The following is a 14,193-nucleotide window of genomic DNA, read 5'->3' on the forward strand; positions in this document are numbered from 1 at the left end:
CTATTTAATTATTTTCCTAGCTATATAAACTGGTCTATTTTTAACCTCTGAATAAGTCCGACCTAAATACTCTCCCAGGACACCAATACCGATCAATTGTATCCCTCCAATAAATAGGATAGTTACCATTATTGACGCAAAACCTGGAGTATCAACACCAAAAACTAACGTTTTAAAAACCAAAAACAAAGCGTACATTATAGAAAGTAAAGAAATAGTGAGCCCCAAATATGACCATGCTCTTAATGGAATGGTACTATAGCTAGTGATACCTTCCAAAGCAAAGTTCCATAACTTCCATGTGTTAAAGCTTGTTTCCCCTGAAGCACGGTTTTCTACATTATACTCTATAGTAACGGACCTAAATCCGACCCAGGCAAATACGCCTTTCATAAAGCGGTGAGACTCTTTCAACTTATTGACTTCAGCCACAACAATGGCATCCATTAATCTAAAGTCCCCAACACCGGATGGTACTTCAATGTCTGATATAAGATTATGAAACTTATAAAAAGCATTTGCTGTGATTTTTTGGATTCGAGTATCCGTATCTCTGTTTGCTCTCTTAGCTAAAACAACTTCATGACCTTCTTCCCATAAACGCACCATTTCGGGAATCTTTTCGGGAGGGTGCTGTAAATCAGAATCAATTACAACAACAAGATCACCGTTCGCATTATCTAAGCCGGCTGAAAGAGCAGCCTCTTTACCAAAATTTCTGGACAAATCAACTACGCAAACCCCTTTATAGCGAGCCTGCATATCAACTAACCTGTCATAGGTTTGATCTGTACTGCCATCATTTATCGCGATAATTTCTAAATTGTAGTTATCCAAATCCTTGTCGAATATAGTAACAATCCGAGAAAAAAAAGCTTCCACCCCATCCTCCTCATTATAAAAAGGAGAAACCACACTCACCAACTTATTTTCCACGTCTATACCTTTTGGTTTTAGGTCAAATGCCAATACACTATGTGAAAACATAGTTATATATTATACTCATAGCTAAGTGCTACTTATTCACGCGACAAATGTACATCCCAGGCTCCAACTTACAGATGATTTTTACATCTTTAGGGAATAACCCCTGGATACTTGTAACATTAGGATAATCATCTGAAGCAAAAACAAAAGCTGAAGATTCATTTATCGCTAAAGATATTTCTTCTTCAACATCCGAACAAGACGCTTGGTATCTAGCTATATACCCCGTGTTCAGCTTGATATCACGTTCAGATGCATATTTCATGAGAGGTAATAATGTATTATGAGGAGAAGACTTTGTCGGGCATCGGAATTTAGGGTAAAAATAAATCATACTAACCCCCTCTCCCGTCGCTAACTCTACTTTTGAAGGCGTAAGAATAGAGGTGCTATTTTGAGACACCACACTAGAAAACACATTAAGCCGACCTTTCAAATCTACAATATGAATAGCAGTAAAAATTAGGATTATACCAAGCCCAAAATATCTTTTTCTTGTGCTTGTGCTTGTGCAGTATCTTGAAATCACGACAATAGAATAAATAGCGATGGCGTATCCTACAGGCCAAAAAAATCGACCCGACGCCCTAAATTGAGACGTAATACTATCCATAAAACTTGGGTATGGAACATTTATTATATTATATGTACCAAAATACACCTTATTAGACAGAGCATATGCAGTAAACAAAAAAACCAAAAAAAACATAAACTTATGCTTGCGTAAACATCCAAAATTATTGCCCATATCCAGGGTGATAGCTAATGGAAGCAAAGCCAAAAGACCAGCTCCTAAATAATTAAAACCTTCCCCTTGCCCTGGCATGGTAACAGCATTAATTCTAAATAAATCCCCCCCTAAAAAAGGCGAAAGAATATTCATGGAATATAAACCAAAACCTCCATCACCAACTACACCAGATGAAGAAAAAGGTAGTAATGTAATTAACATAGAAGAAAGCACCATTAATACAGGTGAAACTACAAAAATGATATTTTGTTTGAGGTTATAGGACTTCCAAAGATGAGAAACTGCCGCTATATAAATACAAAAGCTCATTACAAACAAGTAAACATTAATATAAAAAGCACACAGTAAAAGCAACATGGCCGATTTAAACTGAAGCTCCCCTAACTTAGTCGAGCGAACATACAAACAGAAAGAAAATAAAAGCAGCCAATGTGACATCAAAGATATATGCCCCATGCGAGCCATTAAGGCAGGGCTAAACACAAAAAACACGGTCAATGCTACTAAAGCGATCAAAGAGTTTATTTTTAGCTCTCTTAGAATCCACCAAGCACCAACACCTTGCATCAAGTAACAAAAAAACACCCAGTAACCAAAAGGATTAAACGGGAAATAACTTTCTGGAACTAAGACCTTAAGAATAACTGAATAAATAGGAATTATATCAACAAACGTAGCTCTTGTTCCGTAAGGGTAGTTAAATGTATCGAATGATAACAGTGGCCACGACCATGGTGCATCAAAATAAGCATTAAAGCCTGCTACATACTGAGTAATATCAGAGTTTTCTGACAACCAATAACTAGAATCACCTGAAACAAAGCCATCAGGAAACATAATAACTAAAGATAAAGAAATACAGATCAGACTAAAAAATAGTGCAACAAAAGAATCAGAACGAAAAACTAACACACCACTACTTATTCCATTTGAATTATTAAAAACACTCACCTTATTATTATCCTCCGCAATAATAAAAATTACATAAAAAACGTTACAATTCAAAAAAAAATATTAAAGTAACTATTTACCAAATAAAACAAATGAAGGCTAGAGGTGTTTACACTCTCTAGCCTGGAAATATTAAACTGTCGTCTAGTAATTATAGAGCGTAAAAGTCTTTAATATACTTTGAAACCAATTCGACATCACCCCTTTCCATCCCAAAATAGAGAGGGAGTCTGATTAGCTTTTCACTTTCATTAGTTGTATATGTGTCGTCACCACAGAACTCTCCAAACTCTAATCCTGCAGATGCCGTGTGCAATGGTACATAATGAAAAACGGCTGAAACTTCCCGCTCTTTCAAATAATTTAGCAGTTCTGTTCTAACATCTAGTGCCTGGCATTTAAAGTAGAACATATGAGCATTATTAGTCGCAAATTCAGGAATTGAAGGCAACTCAATAAGCCCTTTATTTTCAAGTTCTTCCAAGTAATTTTGATAATAGTTCCAAGTTACAAGACGGTCGGTATTTATACGCTCTAACTCTAGGAGTTGCCCGTAGAGATATGCAGCTTGAATCTCGGAAGGTAGAAAACTAGAGCCAATATCAACCCATGAATACTTATCCACATTTCCCCGAAAGAACTTACTACGGTTGGTGCCTTTTTCTCGAATAATTTCGGATCTTTCAACAAACCTTTTATCGTTGACAATGAGAGCTCCTCCCTCACCGCCACTGGTTACGTTCTTCGTTTCGTGGAAACTAAATGCACCAAAGTGCCCAATGCTGCCTAACTGCTTGCCTTTGTAAGCACTACCAATAGCTTGCGCTGCATCTTCTACAACAAATAAGTTGTGCTCATTTGCAATCGACATGATCGCATCCATATCGCAGGCAACCCCGGCGTAGTGAACAGGGACTATAACCTTGGTTCTTTCGGTGACTGCAGCTGCAATACAAACAGGGTCAATGTTCATCGTATCTTTTTGCACATCGACAAAAATTATCTTTGCGCCTCTGAGCACAAACGCATTAGCCGTTGAAACAAAAGTATAACTAGGTACGATGACCTCATCACCTTCTTTTAGATCAATTAATAACGCAGCCAGCTCTAACGCAGCAGTGCAAGAGGGAGTGAGTAACGCTTTTTCGCATCCCGTCAAATCTTCAAGTAACTTCTCAGACTTCTTACAAAAAACGCCATCCCCACAAAGCTTTTGGGACGAGATCGCGTCTGAAATATATTGTAACTCCGTACCTAAAACAGGCGCTTTATTAAATCGAATCATAACCTACTTCCTAATAACTCTCTGATAACTACTGTCTGTAAATGTTGGCACCATTGCTTATTTTCCAGATAAAAAAGAAAAGCGTGCGTATACCTGATTCAAACATGTCCTGATCGCTAGCTTAATGCCCCATAAATTTACGCGCATTGATAACGTACCTCAAGCAATGTCTAAGGCGATCCGTTATATATATCATAAAGCTACCAAAACTTTTACATAAACCAACTTAGACTCTGCCATCGCAACTATAGATAAACACCACACCCAAACTAAGTGGAAAAATTTCTTCACCTAGAAGACCCGACAATAAAAGCACATAGCGTTTCTTAATTAAGGGAAAAAATCTACTGTGCCTCTATAGGCTTGATAGCTAGTCTGAATGCAACTGCTAGTTCACATAAAATCTAAATATTCATAAATTGGTGAAATACATAGTTGAAGTATACCGTTTAGGTTCAAAAACAGACAAAAAATTTCAAATAACAGCGTATTTTAACTATAATAGCTAACAGCACCATCACGACCTCATGATCAGATACTCAAAATAAGTGCACAGAAAATGGTATTGGCACACCCTAAAATTCGAGTTTCTGTCATTAAATTTACTAATTTCAATCTAAAAAGAGCTATTACTTAATACTCTATCCTTAATGTAGACGGCAGGTATACCACCAACAACGGTATAAGGTTCAACATTTTTCGTAACAACACTTCCTGCCGCAACAATAGCCCCTTCTCCAATGGTTACCCCTTGCAACACTGTCGCATTACCACCAATCCAAACGTTGTCTTCCACAACAATTGAAGCGGAATTATCAGGTAAACTAATATCTCTACCATCGTGGCCTGCTGCAAAAAACCTGATTGCTGGCCCTAATCGCACATTGTTTGCAATTGTAATCTTGGTGCTAGCCTTATCATGCCACGATGTATAAAACTCACACCCTCGATTAATTGAAACATCCTGCCCCAAATATATTGTCGATGGATAACGAAAGTACACATTGGAGTCAATAAACACGTTGTGGCTATATTGCCCCAATAGACACCGCCAAACCGGCCCCCTGAAAACAGGAGGCAAAAAGAATATGACACTGTGTATTATATTGATTCCGTATGAATAGTGTAAAAATGCGAATCGAAGAATGTTTTTTTTCATGAAATATTACACCATATAAACTGATACACCAATGAACACTAAAACAGCTCCCATAAATTGATTACAAGTCACATTTTCTTTTAAGAAAAAACGTGTCATGAAAAGCACTACTAGGCCATTCAAACTTGTCGCCATATACACAACATCCACAGATAAATACTGTAAAGCGTTAAAACTGATAATTGGCGCTAACATCAATAGCGCGACTGTAAAAAACAAAGTGATTTTGCTTTTATTCCTACTGTACTCTTTATAAGTTACAACTCCTATTGAGGTTGCCAAAATAGCAGCAAAAACAAATAAGTAACCAATTAGCATTTTCTTTTTGAAACCTCCATCAAATAAAGCCCGGAAAGTATAATCCCCAGACCTACGACTTTCTGAAGACTCAGTTCAGCCTCCCCTGTAGCAACCGCATAAATGAAAATCAAAGGAAAAAACATGGCTGTTAATGGGTATGTTTTTGATAGATCATAACGACGGTTCAACCAGCCCCATGCAATAAACTTGATAACATTCAAAAAAACTACGGTAGCAATAACTGCGATACCTACCCAGCTAAACAACTCAACTTGAGATGCTGATTCACTCAAAATAACCGATGTTAGAAAGGTTAAAAACACCGTAAATAAGACAGAGACAATTCGCATAATCAATTTCTAACGTTCAAAGTCAGGATACTGGCCTAAATATAAAAAAGTATCTCTATAATAATCGTAGAGGTACTCCATCACTTCCTCTGGTGGCTTTTCTTTATTTGAGCTAGTATTTTCAGCCCTAAAGAAGCTTTTCGGTTCATATTTATGATCAACACCTAAAAACTTGTAGGTTCTTGACAAGCTTAATAGATGCTTAGTTAAATTTTCTGTCGAAAGAATGAGTAAGCTATCTTTAGGGAAATACTTCTCATACAAGTCAATATAATTTTTATACAAGCCCCTGCCTAAATAATCGAACGGGTCTGTGGACAATACGGACGTTAGCGAAGGAGCCTGTTCTCTATTTAGGATAGCATCACAAATCCCTCTACTTTCCAGGCCATTACTAACTGAAAAGTGATAGTTTGACAATGCTCTTTCAACGGGGTTTCGTAAGACCATAATAATCTTGGCTTCAGGAAACATAGTGGATATTCTTTGAGCAGCTAATTCTGACTCAATATAAGTTGTGCTTTTTTCACCGCACGCAAGGATGTCACTTTCAACATTTGAAAAATATTTTGATAAGTAGCTGTGCTTGTTATCGTCAAATTCATCACCTAAAAAGTGTTTAGGCTCAGGTCTAACGGGCTCGGCCATCGCTATCTGAGGGTGTTGCTGTAACATTTTATAGAGCCATGTTGTACTGCTTCGTTGAGCCCCTACAATAAAAAACTGGTTCATTCGACTTCCTCTGATACGTGATAAGCGCAATCATGGGACAAAGTTTTTGAAATTCGTATAACATATTCACCCAGTACCCCAAGCAATAAGATAACAAACCCATTCAAAAATGATAGTAATGCAACTAATGTTGTCCAACCTTGTACACTACTTCCAAAAAGCAATTGATTAACTATCATAAAAAGTCCCCAAATAAAACTAACAATAGATATACCCCCACCGAGTATTGATAGCGCTTTAAGTGGATAAGATGAATAATTAAAAAGTAACCGGCTGACAAGTATAAGTATTTTCCCTAAAGAATAATTGGACTCACCATCATCCCTTTTAGCGTGTTTAGTCATAGTATTGCCTATTTTACTGGCGTGCATTAGTAATAGACCAGGGATGTAAGGTTCGTTTACACGATATTTGATAATGCGCTGAGCCAAAGCTTGCGTAAATATTCTAAAATTAGTAAGTACAATATCATCAGGTTTATTGAATATTTTGTTATTTAAAACATCAATTAGTTTCGTTCCTAAGCGTCTATAAGGTGCATGTTTTTTTTCTTCAAACTCAGCAAAAACCAGATCATAACCTTCATTTATTTTTTCTACTAACTTACAAATTTCGCTTGGCGGATTCTGTAAGTCATCGTCCATGGTAACAATATAGTCACCCGTCGCTTTCTCAATTCCACACATTACGGCCGTATGTTGGCCATAATTCTTTACGAGATTAATAGCCTTAACCTGAACTATATCAGTTGCTAATTTCGAGATAACTCTCCAGCTTTCATCAGGGCTTCCATCATTGACCAGAATGATTTCATAGTCATGTGTGATTTGAGATACATAAGGAATGATTTCATTCACTGTCTTCTCGACGAATAGCTGGCTTTTGTAAACTGGGATAACTATTGATAACTTCACTAAGAATACCTTTAAAACTAAAATTCATCATAATCCTCCTCAATTGTACTCTATTAACAAGTCTCTGAACATAAAGCCAAGCTCTCTTGGGTCTGTTCCCCCAGGCTTAAAAGAAAGAACTTTAAAGTCCAATGTCTGAATTGTTTCATTAAGTTCAAGGAAAGAAAACTTGATTTGATTATCATTTATATAGTTGACATCACTAGGCTGAATGTTTTCATTTAAAGTTAATGTCGGTAAGTTTCCTGAATGAAAACCACCATGGAGCGTTATTGATAACTTGTTGTAAACAGGGCGGCAACCTTTCAAGTGAATAGACGCATGACCGCTACTCCACCTATAACTACCTTCATCATTATAAAACCCGGAAAAGTCATACCCTTCAAGGTCAAAGTTTATTTTCTCTTTAGACTTAAGCTCCAAAAATGATGAATTAATATCAACCTTAAAACTGACATTCATCGGGCCAAAATCCGTTTTATCAGGAAGGCCTTTTTCAAGTTTGGATAAACCACTGTGCATTTTTACCGGATGTGCCTTTTTCCCTTCAGGAAAAAAAACACATAGTTCAGTCGCTATATTTTTTTTCATAGGTAATATTGTATTCGAGTATCCGTTATTGACACTCAACTCACCATCAAAAAGAGAAGTAATAGAGGAGTATAAGTACATGTTCGTATCTATTGGTGTGTTTCTAGGGGACATTTTGAAGTCACCGTCAGACCAAAAATAACGACTCCCTTCTTCTGATGAGACATGGTGATATCTGGATTTGTACTCTATATTATTTTCTAAATGATCATAAAGAGAAAAATTTTCAACCTTATTTCCATTTGTTACATATTTAACAGTAGTTTCATATTTATTTCGTAATGATTGGTTATCCATACTTCTCCGATAGTATTTATCAAACCACGGGGTAAAACCAATTTTCATCTCTTGCTTGGTATCAAACCTTAGAAGCCATTTTTTATCTAAACGAAATTTTATTTCCGATACTGTTAAGTACTCTTCTCTCCCTACATAATGCTGTGTGATTCCAACTTTATATTTAACAACACCATTAATCTTTATATAATCATTAGATATTATGTAATATGTTTTGTTATTACTCGATTTCCAAGAGTTTATTGAAAGATCAAAATTACCAAGAGGTAAATGCCTATACCTAAAATCCTCAAAAAGTAAGATGGTAATATTATATTCATTACTAAAAGTCTGATCCTCTATCGCCTTAAAGTCCTTCTTAAAATCTTTAGTTTGGTTAGCGAGAAAGACTCTACTGCTCTTATATTCCTTAGCCTCAAAGTATTGGAACGATAATAATGTAGAAAAAACTATGATTCCTAGGATTAATTTACGTTTCCAGACGTTGATACACAACGATAACAATAAAATCAACCCTGCGTACGGTACATATAAGAAGTATGGGTTAGGAAAGTCATTTCGAGAGCTAATTGAATAGATGAAAATATAACTAGCGCACAGACCTAAAGTTGCGATTACAGAAAGTAATGGTAGCTTTCTCTTGTAAACTCCATAAGAAATAGATAATAACAAAAAAATTGACAAGTTTAACTTTACATAATAATTATTTGGCAGCAACTCCAAAAATAGTTTCTCCAAGTTATTATACACATGTTGAATGCTAAAATTTGGAATTGTTCCGGTATAATTACTTTCCGGAGAAAAGGATATAATGAAAAGATTTATGACTATCGGTAAAATTAAAAATAACGCATGATAAGCAGAGAATTTTATATCTTTACTTATCATGTAAATGTATAAAACTAACGTTGGAATAACAACAACAAACGAATAGTTCCCGATAGCTAAAATAAAATAAAATAAATAAACAAAGGTGAATGCAACTTTGTTTTCTTTATACCTATCTGAAACTAGCACTATCAATAAAAATAAAGACAAATAGTTAACAGCAGATGAGCCTATATATAGGCCTAGATTGTAATAAACAGAATCGAGTGCAAAACAAGCAGCAAATGTAACTGCACTAATTATAGTTAAACGTTTTTCTATTTTTAGCACCTTATTCATAACTAAAAAAAGCAAAAAGGCATTAAGTCCGTTAAAAATCAAGTTTAGAATATAATGCCAAGTAGCATTACCGATTAAAACCCCTTCCAAAGCTCTCACAACAGGAATAACACCTATAAACCGCCCTTGTTTTGTCCACTGCTTTTCGTAACCTTCATATATATTGGATATAAATACATCAAACCCTTCAGGTGTAAATATACTATCGCGTAAATAATTTTCACTACTTATCCAAGCATCGTCCATGAAATACTCATAGCTCAACAATTCACGTCCCGAAACTAAAGATATAACAATTAGTAAGAATAAAAACAAACTATAATTAAATTTCATAGAGATTATATTAACCGCAAAAAACAAAAAACATACTAAATAAGAACTTTGTTTTATTAAAAATAACTAATGAACAAGTAACATATAATATAGACAAAAATGCCTAGCTACCTCTAGGCTAGGCATTTCCTATAATAAACATAATTACCATTATTTCATCATACTGAATTATAGAACCATCACTTAAATAATTAGACAAAAATTCTCAGTGAATCTATTTTACATTTAGACATTTCAAAAGCTGCTTAGAGCTTTCTTTCCATGTCAAATATGGCATATTATCAGACTTAGGGTGCTCATCTCTTTCATACAAGCTCAGCCAACTTTTTATCGCCAATTCTAAATGAATTGGGTTATCGTCTTCTGAGAAGTAATAAGCATGCTCACCAGCCACCTCACGAAACACTTGAATATCGCGTGCTATAATAGGCGTTTTATGCATAGCAGATTCAATTAGGGGTAAACCAAAACCCTCACCTTCACTGGCAGCGATAAGACAGCTCGCATCTTGATAAAGCATGTCTAAATATTCATCACTTATACCTTCCAACCAAAAAAGGCGTTTATTGAGTTGCTTATGCCCCTTGAGCCTTTGGAGAGTTACGTCATTGCACCAGCCCGCTTTACCTACAATAATTAAAGCAATGTCTGAGCCCGATTCCCAAAGTTTCTCAAATGCATCTAACACCAACCCATGCGCTTTTCTTGGCTCAACAGTCCCAACCATCAAAAACGTTTCCATGGTATCGCAAAGAGATTCAATATAGCTTGCGTAACTAGGTATACCTACACTAGGTACGGTATCATCCAGATTAGCTCCTAAATGGAAATGCTTATTATCAAAATAGGCAGGGGTAAGTTTGTTATTTCTATCGATCCATTCTGACAATTTTTTCGATACGTCTTCCGATATACACAGTGCACCATCAGAACTAATCACAGCCTCTAACCATTGATTAAAACTAGAAACAAGCTCGAGTACAAAGTAGTTAGGGTGTGATATAGGAAGCAAATCATAAACAACAAAGTATGACTTTACATTTTGTTGCTTCAATTGTTGTATTAAGTTCTTTTTCGAAAATCCATTATCGGGATGAAGATCTAGGAAAACTAAAATATCACCATCTTTAAATTCTATAACATTGCTATTTTGCGTATTTATATCTGGAACTGAAAAGTTTCCATTAGCTATATTCGGATAGTAGTAATTATTGTCACCAGGATATGAAAATGCGACTTGGCAATCGTAACTTTCAAGGTTTTCTTTTAGTAAAACATCACATATTGCTCTAACCACACGTTGTATTCCCGTCGCATGGTCAAAATGCACTAAGGAGCTAATATCTAAAAATAGAGTGTTCTTTGATTTTATATTAGGCATGATTTCAGTTAACAATTCCATATTTAATTGAGGCGCTTCGTTTTCACTATCTACATCTACATCTACATCAGGCAAACTATAAGTTATTGGACTAGTTCTCATTAGTTTCGACTGAAATTGTAACGCACTCTCTTCCCATGTTAACCAAGGCATACCGACTGATACAGGGTGTTTGTCCGCATCGTATAAGTTCGACCAGTTGACAACTGCATCTTTAACCACTTCAAAATCGATACTATCTTCAAAAAAGTATGCATGTTGTCCTGCTACCTCACGAAATACAGGAATATCACGAGCAATGATAGGAATTCCGTATTGAGCAGCTTCTATCAGAGGTAAACCAAACCCCTCACCATAAGAAGCGGCAATTAAAGCTCGAGCATTTTTGTATAGGTACTGTAACGTTTCGTCTGCGCAGTCACTCAACCATTTGATGTTTGATGCTTGTAAATTAGCTAACTCTAATTTTTTAATTAGACTCTCAGTATTCCAACCAACCCGACCGACTATAAGTAAGGTATAATCCTCGAATGAGCCACTCAATCTTTCAAATGCATCAACAACTTGCTGGTGTCCTTTACGTGGTTCAATTGTCCCAACCATTAAAAAGGTTTTAGATAAATCTATTCCTTTTAGGCCTTCCTCTTCAACCTCTAATTGAGTATCTTCTGAAGGTGAAGCCGAAAAGTCAGCTCCTAAATGGAAATGTTCAATGGTATAAGGTAACTCTCGAACGACTGACGAGGATAGAATGAACTCTTCGAGCTCATGAGCAACCGATTCTGATATACAAAGAAGTAGATCCGATCTTTCAGAAATCATTTTTCCCCACAATGGAAAAGCGTCTCTAATTCCAGAGTGAAAGAAAGTAGGCATTGTTATTGGCAAAATATCGTAAACAACAATGCATATATAAACACCAATTTCACGCCACTTCTTGTATATTTGTCCAGTCCGTTCTGCCGCGTGAGCGACTAAGTCTAGCCCTACGAAAACATCACTTGAATGTGGTTGAACATAACCTTGGTTCACACTTTTTATGTGCTCGTATTTATTCTCATAATCACGCGCATAATAATAGTTACCATCAGATGCAAGGTAGATCAGTCTCATTTGATGTGAAAGCTTGAGCCCACACATTTGTCCGATAATAGACTTGACGACTCGTTGAATTCCTGTCTTTGCATCACTTTCCGCTAATGCCGTTATATCGATTAGCAATTCAGGCTGACTTTTGGGTGCTGATTGATCAATAGCACTAGCGATATTACAAAGATCAGTGTCTGATAGAACAGCAGGTGTAGATACACCCTCAATACACTGCTGATACAACTCTTCCTTTGATATATATGCTTTATCCGGAAGGGTAAATGACTCAATTTCTTGAAGAAACCTTTCAGCAGTCGTAGTCCACGAAAATTCTTTCACCCTTTTTTTAGAATTATTAAGCAATAACTGATTAAACTCCGAATCAGTTATTGCTTTTGTAATCACCTTTGCCATATCAAGAGAGTTAAGAGGATCAAACAACGCACTCTCTAGCCCAATGACCTCAGGAATGCTTGTTACATTAGAACCAATTACAGGAGCACCACATACCATAGCTTCTAGACATGGCAGACCAAACCCCTCATGTAAAGATGGAAAGACAAATAAGCTACATCGGTTATATAAAACAGCTAGTTCTTCGTCTTTTACATGCCCTGTAACCGTCCATTCATCTTGTAAAATACCAAGCTTATTCGCCTTTTTGTTTAGAGTCGCCTTTCGTTCCTCATCAATATACGAAACAATAACCAATTTAAAAGAACTTCTGATCTCTTTATCAAGCAGTGAGTAGGCTTCAAGTAAACCAGCAATATTTTTCCTTTTATCAAGGTTCGCTGTATATAAAAGATAGTTACCGCAAATGTTAAATTTATCTAAAACTTCATCAGAGCTAGTCTCTGAAAGCTTAGCATTTAAGAAAGTATGAGATACCGAAGATGATATGTTCGACAACTTTTCGTTGCCTAGTTTTAGATACTCAGAACACTCTCTCTTGGTGCTATCAGAAATTGCAAATAAAAGGTCAGCACGCTTCAGTTGTTCAACTTTTTCATAGTACCATGCTTTATGCAGCGGGATTTTCAGGTACTCTTTTTCATTAACTAGCGGGATTAAATCGTATACAGTAACAGCGGTAGGGATTGAATTTATCTCAGGTATACTAACGACTGAATTATTGTCAAAACCTTCAAACAAACTGCTAACATGAACAAAATCCGGATTAATTAAATTAATCTCATATTCTCTTATTTTTTCTGTCGCACGTATAAGCTCAATATTATTTTCAAGACCAGATGTTCTTGGTAAACCGGAAAAAGTATGGATATTCTCACAACCTATAATAGGCTCGAATACCGTTCTCAACGGTAATATTGATTCAGATAAGTTAGAATTAAGTAATATATGAAAGTCATGCTTATCACTACCAATTGAAATCAATTCTAAAGCTAAGTCTAATGAATAACGTCCAATCCCTCTCAAGCGACTAGGACTTTGACAAGATTGTAAGTCAATTAAAATTTTCATAATTTTTTATTTCTTTTAATTGTATTTAATATTTCATTCCCTCTATCTGTTAAGACCTCAGTATCAACAGGCATTATGGAAGATTCATTGTTATTTATGTACATAATTCTAGTAAATCGCTCTAATTTACTGCTTTTTCTGATCAATTTTAATATTTGTTCTTTTAGCGTCGGGTTTCTAATAATTACGTAAATTGGGTACCTAATTAACCGACGGGCAACCTTTAAAAAGAGTCTTTTCAATTTTCTTGCTATACGAAACGGTAAGCGCACTAAAAATCGTATCGGTTTTGTAATACGCCAAGAGTTTGAGTTTAGAATTGCATTAATCATTCCCTCAGCTTCACTCAATTTAGCTTCGACTGCATGAACACTAGCGAGCGCTACACTTGCCTCAGCTATTGCTTCATTCGCTCTAGCTT

10 protein-coding genes and 1 pseudogene are annotated in these 14,193 nt (G+C 35.9%); all 11 read right to left on the minus strand.

Features of this window, described 5'->3' with window-relative positions; translation table 11 throughout:
- Complete coding sequence (locus AB4180_RS06030) at window positions 1-936, minus strand: glycosyltransferase family 2 protein (protein ID WP_241820730.1); 936 nt, start codon at window positions 934-936, stop codon at window positions 1-3.
- 79 nt (window positions 937-1,015) lie between these two features.
- Window positions 1,016-2,689 carry a DUF6311 domain-containing protein gene (locus AB4180_RS06035; RefSeq protein WP_133151475.1) on the minus strand — a complete coding sequence of 558 codons (1,674 nt, stop codon included), beginning with the start codon at window positions 2,687-2,689 and terminating at the stop codon, window positions 1,016-1,018.
- A 151-nt stretch (window positions 2,690-2,840) separates the two neighbouring features.
- The gene (gene rffA / locus AB4180_RS06040) at window positions 2,841-3,974 is read right to left on the minus strand and encodes a dTDP-4-amino-4,6-dideoxygalactose transaminase (RefSeq protein ID WP_102248974.1); all 1,134 of its coding nucleotides are present in this window, start codon (window positions 3,972-3,974) and stop codon (window positions 2,841-2,843) included.
- Window positions 3,975-4,590: 616 nt separating this feature from the next.
- Window positions 4,591-4,773: pseudogene (locus AB4180_RS06045) on the minus strand (DapH/DapD/GlmU-related protein); the annotation flags it as partial.
- Between the two features lie 366 nt (window positions 4,774-5,139).
- Entirely contained in the window at window positions 5,140-5,451 is a 312-nt protein-coding gene (locus tag AB4180_RS06050) for an EamA family transporter (RefSeq protein WP_017097586.1), read from the minus strand.
- On the minus strand, window positions 5,445-5,783 hold the full coding sequence (locus tag AB4180_RS06055) for a hypothetical protein (protein WP_102248976.1): 339 nt from the start codon (window positions 5,781-5,783) through the stop codon (window positions 5,445-5,447). Before AB4180_RS06055 ends, AB4180_RS06050 begins: the two co-directional genes overlap by 7 nt.
- A 9-nt stretch (window positions 5,784-5,792) precedes the next feature.
- On the minus strand, window positions 5,793-6,515 hold the full coding sequence (locus AB4180_RS06060) for a sulfotransferase (RefSeq protein WP_017097584.1): 723 nt from the start codon (window positions 6,513-6,515) through the stop codon (window positions 5,793-5,795).
- Window positions 6,512-7,429 (minus strand): glycosyltransferase family 2 protein, encoded by a 918-nt coding sequence (locus AB4180_RS06065; protein WP_157936314.1) that lies wholly within the window; start codon window positions 7,427-7,429, stop codon window positions 6,512-6,514. The genes AB4180_RS06060 and AB4180_RS06065 overlap by 4 nt, the downstream gene beginning before the upstream one ends.
- Window positions 7,430-7,468: 39 nt before the next feature.
- Window positions 7,469-9,730 carry a hypothetical protein gene (locus tag AB4180_RS06070; protein ID WP_102248978.1) on the minus strand — a complete coding sequence of 754 codons (2,262 nt, stop codon included), beginning with the start codon at window positions 9,728-9,730 and terminating at the stop codon, window positions 7,469-7,471.
- A 301-nt stretch (window positions 9,731-10,031) separates the two neighbouring features.
- Window positions 10,032-13,772, minus strand: coding sequence for a glycosyltransferase family 1 protein (locus AB4180_RS06075; RefSeq protein WP_102248979.1), 3,741 nt, complete (start codon window positions 13,770-13,772; stop codon window positions 10,032-10,034).
- Window positions 13,769-14,193 (minus strand): hypothetical protein (locus AB4180_RS06080; RefSeq protein WP_198595929.1); only part of this gene is annotated, 425 nt, incomplete at its 5' end. The genes AB4180_RS06075 and AB4180_RS06080, both read right to left, overlap by 4 nt.

The organism is Vibrio sp. 10N.286.49.C3 (assembly GCF_041469545.1).
In the GTDB taxonomy this organism is placed as follows: Bacteria; Pseudomonadota; Gammaproteobacteria; order Enterobacterales; family Vibrionaceae; genus Vibrio; species Vibrio tasmaniensis_A.